Genomic DNA, 16,690 nt, shown 5'->3' with positions numbered 1-16,690 from the left:
CGGTTAAATAACACTACAAATTTATTCCTCCAGTAACTTCAATGCGTTGGCCATTGATCCATTTTGCATCATCGGTACATAAGAATGCCACCACGCTACCAATATCATCCGCCTGGCCAACACGACCTAAAGCTGTTTGGGTGGCAATATTTTGATTGATGTCTTTGTTGTCTCGAACTCTTCCTCCTCCAAAATCAGTAGCTATAGCCCCTGGTGCAACCACATTTGCGGCAATGCCTCTAGGTCCCAATTCTTTTGCCAGATAGCGTGTAAGCACTTCAATAGCTCCTTTCATTGAGCCGTAGGCTGAAGAACCCGGGTAGGAGAAACGCGCCAATCCTGAAGAAATATTAATGATGCGCCCTCCATTATTAATAAACGACAATGCTTTTTGAGTTAGAAAAAACACACCCTTGTAATGAATATTAAGAGCTGTATCAAACTGTTCTTCAGTAGTTTCGGCAAATGGTGCGTATAATGCAGTTCCGGCATTATTGATCAGGAAATCGAAATGAGGATGACCCGTTTCGTTAACCAAATATTCAGAAAGCTGTTTAAAAAAATTATCGAAGGATTTAACGTGACCAGTGTCCAGTTGAAATGCAGCTGCTTTTTGACCTTTTGATTGAATTTCAGCAACTACTTTATCCGCTTCCTCTTTATTGCTGTGATAGGTAAATACCACATCAATTCCTTTTTTAGCAATATTAAGGGCCATGTCTTTTCCTAAGCCACGGCTGCCACCGGTAACAAGGGCGATCTTATTTTTTGTACTCATCGTTGTTTAATTTTTATAGTACAACGTTGATTTATATGAAGTGTTTGAGGGCAGCCAGGCCAAATTACTACTTACTCAATCCTTGAAGAGTAATAAACTCATCAAAATATTCGAAGCTAATCTCAATTTAGGTCTCCAAATGAGAATCGATATCCATACGTTGATGAAGAATTCTTATGATTTCAATTTCTTCTTTTTTTAAATTGATTTTGTAGAAAATAAAATGGGATTTTACTCTTGAGCGAAAGTATCCACTTCGCACCTCACTGTAATCTTTCCCGGATTTTGGATTACTGGATATATACTCAATTTCATCCATTATCAAGTTAAAATATCGGTCCGCCTGTACAACCGACCAATTCTCGAAAGTATAAAGCCAAATTTTTTCTAAATCATTCAAAGCTTCCTTACTGATTCTGTATTTCATCATTCAGCCGAATGTTTTTGTTTCAAGCTTTTAAGAAAAACCTCTCGATCAAAACTTTCTACAAATCCAGATTTTTCTCCCTTTTGAAGCTCTTTTATTAATTCGGATTTCTTAGTTTCTTCGTGTTCAAACATTCTTAATGCGGCTCTTACAACTTCGCTTGCTGTAGAAAATTTACCGGTTTTGATTTGTTGGTTTATAAAATTGTCAAAATGATCTCCCAACAAAATAGAGGTGTTTTTAGCCATACGTTTCTAATTTATTCCTAACACAAATATACCAATTATTGGTATTTGAAAAAGGTGACTAAACGTATGATTTATTTAGAATTAACTATCGCTAAAGGACTTAGAAATAAGCAATCTAAGGGAAAGTTGTAATAATTTGTGCTATTACTTGCAAGTCAAAAGGAAGCTATTCATTTAAAACGGTTGATCTACCTTTCCATTGAAGTCACCATGCTCATCAACCAAAAAGCTCATTGGCTGCTCCGGATTTTTATAGATCTCGTACAATACAAAACCCCATGGTTTCCAAAAGGCTTCCAGCACCTGGCAATATGTTTTATTGTTCCATTGATCAAATAACGACTTTCCTTCACCTCCATGTAAAGGCATGGCGCTAATGGTGTATTTTTGTGATGCATCAGCCGGAGGCAACATCACATACTGAGGAATACGGTTGAATAAATAAGCCGAATAATAGAACCGGGCATTCATCTCCTGAAACTGGATAGGGTGTAGTTCTTTTCCGTGCACCAGCTCTAATGCCGGACGATGGAGGCGCTTATTCTCTCCATTATCTTGCATGCATACCACAATGCCGAAACCGTTCATTTGCAGCGAAGCAACCAGCGTATTCATCTCATTCCGGTAATCGAAACGATCATCACCCTGCTTTACCTTAAACACGCTTACTGAATAGGGCACAAACTCTTCGAACTCTGTAGGAACAAACAGTGATTGCAGAAACCGTAAATGATTGGAAAACTTGCTGATCAGTGTGGCAGAAAAAGAAAGGGGCTCGTTAGCAGGCTTCTCCAATAGGGCTACCTGAATCTCATTAAAAATAATACCGTACATGAGCTTGCCGAACCACCAAAACAACTCCTGTTCACTGAGTTCTTTTACTGCTTCATAACCACTGGTAAATGCATTTTCAACCTTAGTTTCAAAAGGATTAATTACCTCTTTTTGTAAACCTGTATTAACCGGAACCTTTAGCTTCCCATAGGTGGTATACTTCTCGTTTAACTGACGAAAAGGCTTATCCTGCAACTGAAAACGGTTTTGTAACCAAAGTGGAAATACTTCCACTTTTTCATCAGCGGCTTGGCCACTTAAATAACAGGTTTTATTGCCAAAGTTGAAATTATCGAAAGGGGTATGAAGATTCATGAATGCACTATTAAAGATTCTAAAACCCTAAAGCTTCAGAAATGTTCGAGTTGCGGACAAAAATAGGATAAAATTCGCCATAAAATAATTGTCCTGAGGAAGGATCCATGGCCTTACAAGCTTTTTAATTGGTATTGAAAGGTGGTTCTAACTTTGTGCCACTCTGTGGTTTATTCTTTACCACAGAGTTACACCGAGTATGTATGAATAAGGACAATTCTTAATTCACATAATATCTCTTCAGCTTATATGTCAACTGATCATAAATAGGCTTTGTAAACTCCACAAACAAATCCTGCGGCGGCGGGGGTAGAAGCTCACGTTTATTACAAATACTTAACTGATCTTTAGTTAAAGCGCGCTCATCACCATTAAAAGAACCCCATTCATAGGCCCAAACAAAGGTTCCAGGTAAGCGTTCCTGCTGTATTACTTTATTTGAATACGAATCAATCAACCGAACGGTCAATGCTCCCGAAGTCGAAACCTCTTTTCTCATCACTTTAACTTTGGCCTTTACTGTTCCGTAAACATTTTTATTTTCAACCTTTCCTACAATTATCGAATCCTTTCGCATATCGTAATTGTTTTCTTTTACATAGGTGTTACCTACAATGTATTCATCAAAGGCTAACTGTAAAACCTGGTCGGGTTGTTTTAATCCGCTTTGTTTAAAATCCTTTGGATTATAAAAGTAAACGAAGGAATTATCGCGGTTCGAAAGGCTGTTAAGGTATTTCCAAACCTGCTCGCGGAAGAAATCATTGCTTAAGCTAAACACACGGCTTTGCACCGGAATGTCTTCAACTAAAACTTTTACGGTAGCATCCCAATATGCATCCTGTGCTTTTTTACGAGCGTCTTTGTAACCGGCATATAAGTTATCGGCTGCCAAAAAATGATCGTATGCAGTGCGCGCATTCTCGCGGTAACCGGTTGCTAATTCTTTTTCTCCAAGTTGATAGCGAACCTCTGCTGCTTTTAAAAAAGCTTCACTTTCAGCAGATTTAAAGTTTTCAGTAGGGCCGATAATTTTCATGCAAGCCGGACAATAATTCAGTTGATTTACTAGTGAATTCAACGCCTGGTATTCGCGTCCCACTGTTTCCCAGCGATAAACATTGTTCGAAAGCTTGGCATCGTTTATAATCCGGATATGGTCATTCTTGGCAAATTCAAAGGCATCCTTTAAAACCGCTAGGGCTTTTTTATCCTCAGGATCCTTTTTTAATCGGTTTACAGATTGAGAAAATGCCTTGGTATAATCGCCTTTATCAAATGAACTTTTAGGAGACGAACAAGCAGCAATAAAAATTGCACAAGGAATAAAAGCCCGAATAAGGTTTTTCATACAAAGATTTGGTTTGAAAATTTAGCTTCTCAATAATAGGTTAACTATTAAGAATTTCGGGTTAAAAATAAAGCAATTTAGTAATTACTGTAAAAATTATTTATCTGATAGGTAAAGTCATCGTAGAGCCTACGGGTTAGCTCGTCAAATAAAAACTGATTTTGTGGCGGGGCAATTTCAGTCAAACCTATTAATCGTTGATTATTTGCATCTAAAGCCCGGCGATCTCCCTGCACAGTTGCCCATGTATAGGTCCATAAGTAATCAGAATAGGCCCGGTTAGAATAGATAAAAGCACCCGTATGATTGTCCAGGATCTGGTAAAATAATTCAGCGCGGGTATTTACGGTTTTGGTATAAATAGTTACTGTTGAGGTAACAGTTTGCATGATCTCCTTACCGTCGGCATTTTTCTTACCGGTACCCACCTGTTGAGAGTTATTTACGGTTTGTTTGGTAATTAATGGCGGGCTGAACGAGATCATCGGAAAGCTCAGTTGAATGACTTGATCAGGTTGTTTCGAACTAACATTATAGCCAGGGGTTGAGCCGTTAATAAATTGGGTAAAGCTTCCGGGGCGATTGAGCTGAAAAAGGTAATTGCTCACTTGATTGTAAAAGGGGTTATAATTAAGTGAATAATAGGGTTGAGCATTTGCAAAATCCTGGATAAAAATGGTTACTGTGGCAGCATCCCTCGACTGCTGCGCCAGCTGAGCAGCATCCTTATATCCCGGAATTAACTCTGCCGCCTTGCTAAATTCGAAATAGGCTTGCTTGGCACCTTCACGGCTATTCAGGGTCATGGCTTGTTCGCCATAATGATAACGTGTTTCGGCAGCAAAATTAAGTGCTTGATGTTGCTCCTCCTTAAAATCCCGATAGCTTTCTTTAAAATTATCGCAACAGTCAACGCTTTGAAGAATATCATACATCTTGTTTATAGAAGCATATTCAGCTGCGATTTTTTCATATTTATACGGATCATTTCCTGACTCCAACGTTTTAACTTTATCCAGTTGTTGCGTTACACCTGCTTTGTATGAGCTCTTTACTATTTCCTCTAAATTCTTATCGTCAGGTTTAGCCTTAAGTTCCTTTGCGGCTTTTTCAAACGCAGAGATATAGTCACCTTTTTCAAATGATTTTTGTGCCGAACCACATGAAAGAGTGATAAACGCTACAATTAAAACTGGAATGAATAATTTCATATAAATGTTAACTTGGCCAACACATTTTTTTATTGAAAAAAGGATAAAATGCTGATGAATTCTAAATTAATCAATCTTTAGTCCATTATGAAGTTAAGCTACAAAGCATTTGATCTGAAGTTAAAATATCCGTTTACGATCGCTAATTTTTCCCGAACCTCCACACCCATAATGCTAACGCAGATTGAGTTTGACGGTCATGTGGGTTATGGCGAGGCCTCGATGCCACCCTATTTAGGAGAGTCGCATAAGAGTGCTGCCGAGTTTTTAACAAAAGTAAATCTGAAGCAGTTTTCATCGCCTGAAAATATAGAGGAAATCCTTACCTATATTGATTCTATTGCTCCCGGTAACCCCTCAGCAAAGGCCTCAATTGATATTGCTCTGCATGATCTGTTAGGCAAATTGCTTAATAAACCTTGTTATAGTTTCTTTGGAAGCATTCCGGATAAAATGCCTGTAACCAGTTGTACCATAGGAATTGATAGCGCTGAAACCGTTAGAAAGAAAGTGCTGGAAACTTCTGATTTTAACGTATTAAAAGTGAAATTGGGAGGAAACAACGATGCTGAAATGATCGGGGCAATCCGCTCTGTAACGGATAAGCCATTGTACATTGATGCCAACCAGGGCTGGAAAGACCGGCATGAAGCGTTGGAAAAGATCTTTTGGTTGGCAGAGCATGGTGCCGTATTTGTGGAGCAGGCCATGCCGAAGACAATGATCGATGAAAATTCGTGGCTCACCGAAAACAGCCCAATCCCTACTTTTGGAGATGAAGCCGTTCAACGTTTCGCTGATGTGGAAAAGGCGCAAGGAGTATATTCAGGCGTTAACCTCAAACTAATGAAATGCACCGGTATACATGAAGCTTCAAGAATGATTAAAAAGGCCCGCCAGTTGGATTTAAAAGTGATGATCGGCTGTATGAGCGAAACTTCATGCGCAATTATGGCTGCGGCAACATTAGCCCCTCTATGTGATTATGCTGATTTAGATGGCCCTTGGATGACCATAGACAAACCTTTTCAAGATCCAGAACTCAAAGATGGCAAGATCACACTTTCCGACCAGCCAGGTTTAGGGATTAGATTAAAAGATAGATAAGCAATCTGCTGTGCCGCAGAATCGAAAAGGTAAAATCTTTCCACCTCCGTACATTGGTAAAATTTTAAAGCGTCCCCTTATTTATACAATACCATTCATAAAACTTTTGAAGGCCTTCCTTTAGTGCAGTTTTAGGCTGATAACCTAACAATCGGTTCGCCTTTGAAACATCGGCATAGGTTTTAGGCACATCGCCGGGCTGGTTAGGCATGCGGTTAATAATGGCCTTTTTTCCGCAGGTAACTTCTATAGCTTCAATTAGTCCGCTTAATGTTATGGTTTGATGATTACCCAAATTGATGATCTCATAACGACTTTCCTCGTAATCAATACAGGCCTTAATGCCCGAAACAATATCAGTAATAAAGGTGTAATCCCTGCTGGTGCTTCCATCGCCAAAAACCGGGATCGCTTCTTCCTTCATTATCGATTTAAAGAACTTATGTATGGCAAGGTCAGGACGCTGACCGGGTCCATAAACAGTGAAAAAGCGAAGCGCCAGGAAACGAATACCGTAAAGGTGACTGTATACATGACCTAACTGTTCACAGGAAAGTTTGGTACTTGCATAAGGACTAATTGGCATCAATGGTTCATCCTCTCGCCAGGGAGTATTCGGGTTAACGCCATAAACACTGCTTGAGGAGGCAAAAACAAATTGCCTGATTCCCTTATTTTTCGCAAATTCTAACAAATTTTGAGTAGCATCAACATTGGCGCGCTGATAAGCCCGAGGGTGTTCTATACTTGGCCTTACTCCTGCTTTTCCGGCTAAATGAATAATCACATCATATTGTCCGCGCAATTGTTCTTTTATACTCTTTTCATCAGCTAAATCAAATTCCAGCAACTCAAAATCAGGATGGTTTTTTAACGGCAACAAATTCAATTCTTTAATATTACGTGAATAAAACGGGTCGAAATTATCGACACAGGTAATCTTAAATTTTCGTTCTGTTAATAAGTGCTTTATAAGATTACTTCCGATAAATCCGGCTCCGCCGGTTATTAATAAATGCTTCATGTAATAATTAAAAATTGAGCTGAGTAAAGTTCAAAAAAAAACTGCACATGCACTAAGCTATAATATGAAAGTACTATTAGCTTTATAACCATGAGAGATAAACTTTAGCAATAAATTATGCAAACTAAAGGTAGGTTTAACTTGTCTGAAAACAATTACTATTTCATTGTTGTAATTGTCCTCGCATTGTTTGCCTATTTTCCTCACTTGGGTAAGCCACCAATCTATATTTATGATGGAGCCAAAAATGCACAATGTGCACGGGAAATGTATGAGCGGAATAACTTCATAGTTCCGGTTTTTAATAATGAACTGCGAACCGATAAGCCTCCCCTGCATCTCTTTTTCATGATGCTGGGGTATAAGCTTTTTGGGGTAACCCCTTTTTCAGCACGTTTCTTTTCAGCCCTTTTTGGAGTTTTGACAATTGCAAGCATCTATTTGTTTGCAAAGCGATTCATCGGCATACGTGCTGCTTTTTTAACCGCTTTGGTTTTATTGGCCTCAATGAATTTTACGCTTGAGTTCCATTGGTCGGTTCCTGACCCGTACCTTATCTTTTTTCTCACTTCGGCCCTTTTTTCGGTTTTAACGTATTTGCAAACAAACGAAAAAACGTTCTTGTGGCTCTTTTATGTTTGCTTAGGTGTTGGCACTATTGCAAAAGGCCCAGTCGCAATAGCATTACCGGGGCTAATCGTTATTATTTACCTCATAACGCAAAAACGGCTTACCCTAAAAACCTTGTTTGTTCAATTGCAGCCGTTTTTGGGCTTGTTTATAGTTACGACAATAGCATTACCTTGGTATTGGTTGGTTCACCGGGCTACAAATGGCGCATGGACGTATGGCTTTTTCATGGAGCATAATTTGCAACGGTTTTCGACTAAAAAGGAAGGTCACGGAGGCTCCTATTTGCTTACTTTGGCCTACATTCTTATAGGACTGCTGCCGTTTTCAATTTTTATTTTCCAGTCAGCCAGATTTGCAGTTAAAAACTTTAAAGAGCCTGTTATCTCATTTTCGGTTATTACAGCACTGGTTTTTATCGTTTTCTTTTCTTTGTCGAAAACACAATTGCCAAACTATCCGATGCCTGCATTTGCCTTTATAGCCTTACTAATAGGCAGCTGGCTTAACCAAATTACTGTTCAATCTGTGGCATCTATTAAAGTTTCGTTATGGATTTATTTGCTTTTAATGCTGGCCTTGCCTGGGGCTTTAAAAATTGTTATTAGTAACGAGCCTTCTATTCACAACCTATCTTATTTATCCTATTGGTTTGTTTTATTGCCAACTAGTGCGGCTATTGCTTTGCGGTTTGCTTACAAGAATAAATTAAGCCATGTGATATCAACCATAGCCGCTTCATTTATTATAATGAACTTTTTATTGATGGGCTGGATCTATCCAAAGGTTTATTCAGAAAATCCTGTTGAAAAAAGTTACCGGTTTATTGATCCCAATCGGCCAATTGCTTCTTTAGGAAAGTATAATCCTGCCTACAACTTCGCCTTGAATAAAGTTATTACAATTTGTTCTGACACTGCTGCCTTAAAGAAATTCCTTGCGCAAAATCCCGGAGCAGCAATTATCAGCCGAAAGACACGGCAGAAGGAGCTTGAAACGATGGGATACAGAAAAATAGCAGAAGGCAAAGATATTTTTGAACCTTCTGTATCTGCTGTTTTTATAAAGAAATAACCAGGAAAAAGATCATTGCTCCCAACCAGCTGCTTTTAAAGCTTTATAGGATTTTACTAGTAGCCGTTTTCTTTTTTTTATCTCCTACTTTGAATGATGGCTGCATTTATGTTTGCCGTGTGCATTATGCACAAAAAACAAGGATCATGCTTAATTAGTTGGAACGGCTAAACCAGTAGGAACTGGAAGTTTACTCTTTGTGTATGAGGCAACTTGATTGGTTCCCTGGTAAAGTGTAAGTGTGGAACCGCTAAATTTATAGTTGTCAGCCGATTCTAATAAACTCAGGTAAAGGCGTTCGGCTCGCATTTTTTCGCAGGCCATTTTTGTTGAATAAAACTCCGATAGCTTTATTTTATTACCTTCTTCTACGGTTAGTTTTCCACCCACCTTATTACATCCGGTTGAACCGTAAAATTGTTTCTTGGTTTCATCAAAGACTAAATAGATCTCGGCTTTAGGGTTCACCATATAATCAATAACCACACCCTGCACTTCGCCAAGTTCCCAACGGGTATTATAAAGGGAATGCTTGGTGGTGCTACAGGCAGATAGGAATAAAACAATGCAAACTATTGCAAATGCATTCAGGAGAGGATTTTTCATTGCTGAGTATAAATTTAGAGTTAGGGGCAATCATGGATACTTTAATTTAATTAAAATTAATGACTTAGCAATTATTGATACAAAATCGGGTATAATAATTAAGTGATTTAACCTTGTCGTAATGCAGGCCAAATAAAAAAGGCAATCTGGTTATCCCAAATTGCCTTTTATAAAATATACTGATGTCTTTACTTTCCTTTCAATTCACGGTGTACATTTTTAACGTACATAATTTTAATAGCCATGAAAACAACGAAAGCAATTGCTGCAATACTCACATTTACCCAGTTACGTGCTTCAAACGAAAATAAAAACATTATAAACGAAATGAAGAGCATGATGGTAATGCAGGTATTCAGAATAATTTTCTTGCCCATATGAATTAACTTACGTTCATAGTTGGGTCGATATCTGAGGCCCAAGCCATAATACCACCCTGCAAATTAGAAAGATTGGTAAAGCCCAATTGTTGTTCTAATTGCATAATAGCTGCAGCGCTACGTTTTCCACTACGGCAGTGAACAACAACAGGTTTGTCTTTAGCGATTTTATCAGCTTCTAATAAAATATTACCCAATGGAATTAACAACCCGCCAATGTTGGCATCCTGATATTCGAACTCTTCGCGAACATCTATCAATTGAAAATCTTCGTTGTTATCAATTTTTTGCTTTAATTCCTGTACTGTAATTTCTTTCATTTAAATAATAATTGATTGAACTATCTTACAAATCACCAGATAAATTCAACGTGGGTTTAACAATGTTATTACTTATTACAAATTTCATAATAAGCCGATTTGTTTTAGTTTAGGATCACAAAGATACAAGTTTATAAATCAGCTTTCATTTTGCCAAACTTTATCTTATACAAAACCTATAAAAGTCAATGAATTATAAAACGTTAACTACCTTAACCGTATTACTCCTGTCGGCAAAAATTATAGTTGCTCAGCATGCAGTTCGCTATGATGTTTCATTTACAAATTACAAACATCATGAGGCCGAAATAACCATTAATGTTGATGAGCTGAGCTCCGGTCCGGTGCTATTTCGAATGAGCCGCTCTTCGCCGGGACGTTATGCAACGCATGAATTTGGAAAGAATGTTTACAATGTAAAAGCCTTCGATCAGCAAGGCAAACCGCTTGATGTTAAACGACTGGAGGGCGATTTATACGAGGTGCCAAATCATAAAGGCGCAATAAAACTAAGCTATACGCTCTACGGTGTTCATGCCGATGGTACATATGCAGATATAGACCCCACCCAAGCGCATTTGAATATTCCGGCTAGCTTTATGTGGGTTAAAGGAAAAGAAAAGAGTCCGGTTGAGGTTAAGTTTAATATTCCGGAGGGCCTAAACTGGAAAGTAGCTTCGCAGTTAGACTATAAGCCCAATGATGTTTATTACGCTCCGAGCCTGCAGTATTTTATGGATAGCCCTACTGAACTGAGCAATCATTTTCAGCGTAGCTGGCAACTAAAAAATCCGGATGGAAAACAGCAAAGCATTAAACTGGCATTGCATACCATAGCTACCGATGCAGAGGTGGATAATTATACCGAAATGGTTAAAAGATTGGTTTTGGAACAAAAGGCGGTTTTTGGGGAACTGCCGAACTATGACTTCGGCAACTATACCTTTATTCAAAATGTAAATATGTATGTTAAAGGAGATGGTATGGAACACCGGAATTCAACAATGATCACCAATCAGGGGGCATTCAGAGGAAATGAAATTGATCTGTTAAGTACCCTTTCTCATGAGTTTTTCCATCAATGGAACGTTGAACGCATTCGACCTAAAACCCTGGAGCCATTTGATTTTGAACATGCCAATATGAGCAATGAGTTGTGGTTTGCTGAAGGCTTTACAAATTATTACGGAACCTTATTGTTAAAAAGGGCGGGGTTTTATTCTTTTGATACCTATTGCATGATGCTCAACTCATGCCTTAACAGTGTATTATCCTTGCCGGGGGCAAAACAGTATTCGCCTGTAACCATGAGCAACCAGGCAGTGTTTGTTGATGCCGGGGTGGCTGTTGATCAAACTAACTACCCAAATATTTTTGTTTCCTATTATCCGTATGGGGAAGCTACCGCACTGGCTCTTGACTTGCGATTAAGAACCGAATTCAAAAATCTTACCCTCGATAAATTCATGCAGCTGGTTTGGCAAAAACATGGCAAAACCGAAATTCCTTATACCAACTCCGACCTTCAAAAGCTATTGGGAGAATTTACCGGCAGCAAAGATTTTGCGGACGATTTCTTTAACCGCTACATCTACAACGCTGAAAAGAATAACTATGAACTGTTATTGGGTAAAGCGGGGATCTTACTGCGCAAAACAGCTCCCGAAAAAGCATGGCTGGGAGATTTTCAACCGGGTCAAAGTACATACCGAGGCCTAAAAATAGCTTCGGCTACTCAAAAAGGAAGCCCTTTATATGAAGCGGGATTGGATATCAACGACATCATTCTTTCAGTAGATGGACAAAATATATCTGATTTTTCTGCTTTCCAGCGTTTAATAGCGGGCCATAATGTAGGTGACCGACTAACAATAGTTTATGATCATCGCGGCACAAATAATTCAACTATCTTAACATTACAGGAGAATCCTTATTTGACAGCTATTACGTATGAGCAAGCCGGATTAGATGTAACGGCTGCGATGAAAAAACTCAGGGAAGAGTGGCTTGGCATGAAGGCAACATCGGTTAATTAAAAAGAAAGCGGCACATGTATGTATGTGCCGCTTTCTTTTTATAACGAGGTCCGATTTTTTTAGTTAATATCTTTAACACATCTAAAACCTACATGGTTTGATGCCGATCGGTATTCGCCTTTTCCTCGGGTACCCACCATATAACGTGTGCAATATTGATCGGTACATAAAAATGAACCACCGCGCTGTACTTTTTTCTTCTCGGTAGGTTCCGTAGGATCGTAAGGCGCATCTGGCCCTTGAGGATTGTTTGAAACTTCAGTTTTTGCTAAAGTTCCATAATAATCGGCCCGATACCAATCCTGGCACCATTCCCAAACGTTACCAGCAATATCATATAATCCGTATTTATTAACAGGAAATTTCTTCACCGGAGCAATGCCGATATAGCCGTCTTTACCGGCATCTTTAAAAGGAAATTCACCCTGGAAAATATTAGCCATCCATTTATCATCAGGCTTAAACTGATTTCCCCAGAAATATAATTTACCATAGTCACCTCCGCGAGCGGCAAACTCCCATTCTGCTTCAGTTGGCAGGCGTTTACCGGCCCATTTAGCATAAGCCTGCGCATCTTCCCAGGCAATGTGCACAACCGGGAAATCATCCTTCCCCGTTATTGAGCTTTCTGGCCCAAATGGATGACGCCAGTCAGCCCCTTTCATATAACTCCACCATTGCAAATGGTTATTTAATGCTACTTTTTTATCAGGTGGAGTAAACACTACTGAACCAGCCACCAGGTTTTCTTCCGCGGCTTCAGGAAATTCTTCTTTTGTTGGTTTTCGTTCGGCAATGGTTATATAATGAGTTGCTTTTACAAAAGCGGCAAACTCTGCGTTGGTTACTTCCGTAACATCCATATAAAACCCTTTAACTTTTACCCGGTGTACAGGCCGCGCATCATCCATCGCCTGGTCGCCTCCGTCGCCCATTCCTACAGGATTTACTCCACCCATACTAAACTCTCCTCCTGGAATAAATACCATGCCTGCAGGAGCAGCTCCTGTTGGCTTAGCTGTGTTGATCTTCGATTCATAAAAATCTTTACCGCCGCCTTCCATGTACAAGGCACTATCGGTTGGGAAGAGACCATTTGATGTACAAGTCGACATGCCGTCTAATTTACTGTTAGCGTTAGCAAATAACTGAGACGATTGAGAGCTTTTGGCTTTTTGGCAGGAACTTAAATAAACACTTGCAATGAGCAAGGCCATGAAAGTAAATAGATTGTTAAATTTCATAATTAAGATGAGTTCAGAACCTCTAATATACGTTTTTACGAGAAATTGGCCTTACCAGCTATGCCCCCCATAAACACCAACCCCAATTGTTGGAGCCATTGCCGGTCCATAAGGCCCGTATGGACCATAAGGCGCCCCGACATAGCTAACGCCGTAACCAACCGAAACTCCGCTGCATCCTGTCAAAAAAGCAATCAATGCAACTGCGACAATTATTCTATAATGTTTTTTCATGATGATGAGTTTTAATTTTGAGCAGTGGGGGTGAATTCTTGTAAAACCAATGGAGCCCTTGTTGGGTCGAGAATGATGGCTACCGTACTATTTCTTACTGCTGCGGATGGTGCCAGTAAAACAGTTGCGCCTGCAGCTTTTGCTTTTTCCACCATCGTAATAACATTTTCAACCCGTATGTAAGGCATCCAGTGTGTTCGAACTTCTGGTGTTGGATTTTTCAGCAAAGCGGCATAGATCTTTCCGTTTTTAGTAAACGCGGTAAAGGACACTTTATCATCTTTTCTGTCTTCGGTTTCATAACCAACTAAAAAACGGTAAAACTCTTTGGAAGCTTCCATATTATTGGTCCACAACTCCATGCCTAGCCATTCATTAAATCCAGGCGATTTTTGAACCGGATCTCCGCCATCGGCTTTAATGTAAGCAAGAATTCCTCCCTGTGGATCACTCACCAAAGCTGTTTTCCCGCGGCCATTCAATTCTTGTATTCCTCTTAAAACCTTACCACCGGATAATACAGTTTGATTAACTGCATCATTGATATTGCTTACCGATAATGAAGCAACCCACTCGCCTGCTTTAACCTTTGAGTTTGTTGGAATAGGAAAAATTCCACCAATATTTTCATTATCCTTTTTAATGATGGTATAAAGCTTCTCACCCGATCCTATGGATTCAAAACTCCAACCAAATACTTCTCCATAAAACTTCTTCGATTGTTCAACATCAGGTGTAACCAGGTCATGCCATACAAAACGGCCCGGGGTATATACATTGGTAGGTTCTTTACTAACCGGCGGGACGCTGAATTTTTGTTGACAGGAAATAAGCAAAAGACCATATATGGTCAATAAGAGAGCTTGCGTAAATTTCATTAGATACTGATTTTAAGATGAAAGCATATTTTTAAATTTAATCAATGACGATAAAAGTAAAGCATGATTTGGAATTAAAATTACCCTCGATTTTCCTTACATCTTCAATCCAAATTTTCGTAAGAACATTCATCATGGAATAAAGTCTGAAATTTCTCTTAAATTAAAGAATAGTCTAAGCAATGAACTATTCGTTTTTAGCCCTTCCCCCTTAACCAATTAAACATTTAACCATGGAAGTTTTAAAACACATTATACATGAAGCACCTGAATTTGCTGTGTTCTTTTCGTTGGTACTGGGTCATGCGGTTGGTAAAATCAAGGTAGGCAGTTTTAGTTTAGGAAGCGTGGCGAGCACCTTAATTTTCGCCCTTATCATCGGGCAGTTGGGCGTTTCAATTTCTCCGGTTTTTAAAGCGGCATGCTTTGCTTTGTTTGTCTATTCAATTGGTTTTAAAAGTGGTCCGGAGTTTTTTGGCAGTCTCAATCGGGGAACAGTAAAATTGCTAATTCTAGCTTTGGTAGTATGTGTAACCGGACTATTTTTGGTAATCGTTATTTGTCATTTATTGGGAATGAATAAAGGGCTGGCTGCAGGTTTAGCTGCAGGTGCATTAACCGAATCGGCAACGATGGGTACAGCTTCCGATGCCATAAATCGTTTGGGGTTAAGTGCGGAGGAAACTCAAAAGCTCAGCTCAAATATGGCCGTAGCATTTGCCATTACCTATGTCTTGGGGACCATAACAGTAATTATTTTTTTACGAAACATTGTCCCTCATATTTTAAAGGTCAATTTAAAAGAAGAAGCCAAAAAGCTGGAAGCGTCACTTTCGGGTGAGGGAAAAGAAATTTCAGGTTCCATTAATCCCTATTCACCTATTATAGCCCGTGCATATAAGGTGGTTTTTATACCCGACTCAATTAAAACAGCCGCTGATATTGAATTTCTGTTGGGCGACAGGACTTCTGTATTCAGGGTAATGAAGCAGGATAAAATTTTTGACTGTACTCCGGAAACTTCAATTGCAAAAGGTGACATAGTGGCAATGATGGGCAACTATTCAACAGTTATGAATGCCGAGAAGATTATTGGCCCGGAAGTAAATAATCCTGAAGTATTGACCTACAATGGAAAATTAGTTAAGGTGGTGCTTACCAATAGCAGATATCATAATAAAAGTATTAAAGAAATTGCGGGAGATGCAGACGCTCATGATTTAAGAGGAGTTTTTCTAATTAATATAAAGCGACAGGAAAACGAGATCCCTATGTTCCCCAATACAGTCTTACGCAGAGGTGATGTAGTTCAATTAATGGGGGATAAAGCACAAGTGGATAAGATCAGTGTTAAAATTGGCTATGTTGAAAAATCAAGTGATAAAAGCGACCTTATCATGCTTACTACCGGAATTGTTTTGGGCATTTTACTTGGTTTGTTATCGGTAAACATTGGCGGAATTCCCATAACATTAGGTGTTGGCGGAGGAGTATTGGTCTCTGGATTATTTTTTGGCTGGTTGCGTTCTAAGTATCCTGTTTTTGGAAGCCTTCCAGGGGCGGCACAGTGGGTATTACAAGAATTTGGCTTAAGTGCTTTCGCCGCAGTGGTTGGACTATCAGCAGGACCTGCGGCAATTGAGGCGCTGCATCAATCGGGGCCGGAACTGATAGTTTTAGGGATCATAGTTGCACTCGTGCCACAGGTAGTAGGTCTCTTTGTTGGTCATAAACTGTTAAAGCTAAATCCCATTATTTTAGTTGGAGGTTTATGTGGAAGCCAAACTGTAGCAGCAGCATTATCGGCAGTATCGGACGAGGCGGAAAGTACCACTCCGGTTTTAGGCTTTACCGTAACCTATGCAATTGGAAATGTTTTGTTAGCTATATGGGGGCCAATAATTGTCAATCTTGTTTAAGAAAAAGAAAGGACGCTACATCAAATCAAAGCTTACTTATCTATTTAATAAACTGATTACTTATCGAATTATTT

The 16,690-nt window shown here is 39.2% G+C and carries 17 protein-coding genes; 4 read left to right on the top strand and 13 right to left on the bottom strand.

Features of this window, described 5'->3' with window-relative positions:
• Nucleotides 1–13 precede the first annotated feature (13 nt).
• The 6 genes from C3K47_RS00640 to C3K47_RS00615 form a co-directional block, all read right to left on the bottom strand.
• Nucleotides 14–778, bottom strand: coding sequence for an SDR family NAD(P)-dependent oxidoreductase (locus C3K47_RS00640; RefSeq protein WP_103787143.1), 765 nt, complete (start codon nt 776–778; stop codon nt 14–16).
• Nucleotides 779–905: 127 nt separating this feature from the next.
• A complete protein-coding gene (locus tag C3K47_RS00635) occupies nt 906–1,208 on the bottom strand; it encodes a type II toxin-antitoxin system RelE/ParE family toxin (RefSeq protein ID WP_207765215.1) in 303 nt (100 codons plus the stop codon).
• Nucleotides 1,205–1,453, bottom strand: a complete 249-nt coding sequence (locus C3K47_RS00630; RefSeq protein WP_103787142.1) for a type II toxin-antitoxin system ParD family antitoxin — start codon at nt 1,451–1,453, stop codon at nt 1,205–1,207. Before C3K47_RS00630 ends, C3K47_RS00635 begins: the two co-directional genes overlap by 4 nt.
• Before the next feature lie 174 nt (nt 1,454–1,627).
• Entirely contained in the window at nt 1,628–2,602 is a 975-nt protein-coding gene (locus C3K47_RS00625) for a hypothetical protein (RefSeq protein WP_103787141.1), read from the bottom strand.
• Nucleotides 2,603–2,822: 220 nt separating this feature from the next.
• Nucleotides 2,823–3,953, bottom strand: coding sequence for a hypothetical protein (locus C3K47_RS00620; protein ID WP_103787140.1), 1,131 nt, complete (start codon nt 3,951–3,953; stop codon nt 2,823–2,825).
• Between the two features lie 77 nt (nt 3,954–4,030).
• Nucleotides 4,031–5,164, bottom strand: a complete 1,134-nt coding sequence (locus C3K47_RS00615; protein WP_103787139.1) for a hypothetical protein — start codon at nt 5,162–5,164, stop codon at nt 4,031–4,033.
• An 87-nt stretch (nt 5,165–5,251) separates the two neighbouring features.
• Here C3K47_RS00615 and C3K47_RS00610 point away from each other — a divergent pair, with 87 nt between their 5' ends.
• Nucleotides 5,252–6,271, top strand: coding sequence for a dipeptide epimerase (locus C3K47_RS00610; protein ID WP_103787138.1), 1,020 nt, complete (start codon nt 5,252–5,254; stop codon nt 6,269–6,271).
• A 64-nt stretch (nt 6,272–6,335) separates the two neighbouring features.
• Here C3K47_RS00610 and C3K47_RS00605 read toward each other — a convergent pair whose 3' ends face one another.
• Complete coding sequence (locus C3K47_RS00605; RefSeq protein WP_103787137.1) at nt 6,336–7,295, bottom strand: GDP-mannose 4,6-dehydratase; 960 nt, start codon at nt 7,293–7,295, stop codon at nt 6,336–6,338.
• 117 nt (nt 7,296–7,412) lie between these two features.
• Here C3K47_RS00605 and C3K47_RS00600 point away from each other — a divergent pair, with 117 nt between their 5' ends.
• Nucleotides 7,413–8,999 (top strand): ArnT family glycosyltransferase, encoded by a 1,587-nt coding sequence (locus tag C3K47_RS00600; protein ID WP_103787136.1) that lies wholly within the window; start codon nt 7,413–7,415, stop codon nt 8,997–8,999.
• A 150-nt stretch (nt 9,000–9,149) separates the two neighbouring features.
• On the opposite strand, the gene C3K47_RS00595 is transcribed toward C3K47_RS00600, so the two are convergent.
• From C3K47_RS00595 to C3K47_RS00585, 3 genes are all read right to left on the bottom strand, one after another.
• On the bottom strand, nt 9,150–9,605 hold the full coding sequence (locus C3K47_RS00595; protein WP_103787135.1) for an META domain-containing protein: 456 nt from the start codon (nt 9,603–9,605) through the stop codon (nt 9,150–9,152).
• 188 nt (nt 9,606–9,793) lie between these two features.
• Nucleotides 9,794–9,982, bottom strand: coding sequence for a DUF6358 family protein (locus C3K47_RS00590; protein ID WP_103787134.1), 189 nt, complete (start codon nt 9,980–9,982; stop codon nt 9,794–9,796).
• 5 nt (nt 9,983–9,987) lie between these two features.
• Nucleotides 9,988–10,305, bottom strand: a complete 318-nt coding sequence (locus C3K47_RS00585; protein ID WP_103787133.1) for a rhodanese-like domain-containing protein — start codon at nt 10,303–10,305, stop codon at nt 9,988–9,990.
• Between the two features lie 188 nt (nt 10,306–10,493).
• On the opposite strand from C3K47_RS00585, the gene C3K47_RS00580 reads away from it, so the two are divergent.
• Nucleotides 10,494–12,341: a M61 family metallopeptidase gene (locus C3K47_RS00580; RefSeq protein WP_103787132.1), complete on the top strand. Its 1,848-nt coding sequence runs from the start codon at nt 10,494–10,496 to the stop codon at nt 12,339–12,341.
• A gap of 59 nt (nt 12,342–12,400) precedes the next feature.
• Here the strand turns inward: C3K47_RS00580 and C3K47_RS00575 are convergent, their stop codons facing one another.
• From C3K47_RS00575 to C3K47_RS00565, 3 genes are all read right to left on the bottom strand, one after another.
• A complete protein-coding gene (locus C3K47_RS00575) occupies nt 12,401–13,558 on the bottom strand; it encodes a formylglycine-generating enzyme family protein (RefSeq protein ID WP_103787131.1) in 1,158 nt (385 codons plus the stop codon).
• A gap of 78 nt (nt 13,559–13,636) precedes the next feature.
• The gene (locus tag C3K47_RS00570; RefSeq protein WP_103787130.1) at nt 13,637–13,819 is read right to left on the bottom strand and encodes a hypothetical protein; all 183 of its coding nucleotides are present in this window, start codon (nt 13,817–13,819) and stop codon (nt 13,637–13,639) included.
• Between the two features lie 11 nt (nt 13,820–13,830).
• Complete coding sequence (locus C3K47_RS00565) at nt 13,831–14,697, bottom strand: VOC family protein (protein WP_103787129.1); 867 nt, start codon at nt 14,695–14,697, stop codon at nt 13,831–13,833.
• Between the two features lie 233 nt (nt 14,698–14,930).
• Here C3K47_RS00565 and aspT point away from each other — a divergent pair, with 233 nt between their 5' ends.
• A complete protein-coding gene (gene aspT / locus C3K47_RS00560; protein ID WP_103787128.1) occupies nt 14,931–16,616 on the top strand; it encodes an aspartate-alanine antiporter in 1,686 nt (561 codons plus the stop codon).
• The last annotated feature ends 74 nt before the right edge of the window (nt 16,617–16,690 follow it).

Origin of the sequence: Solitalea longa (assembly GCF_002920915.1) — a bacterium.
In the GTDB taxonomy this organism is placed as follows: domain Bacteria; phylum Bacteroidota; class Bacteroidia; order Sphingobacteriales; family Sphingobacteriaceae; genus Solitalea; species Solitalea longa.
Note: the sequence above shows the minus strand (reverse complement) of the source record. Positions and strands in the feature narration are given on the sequence as shown.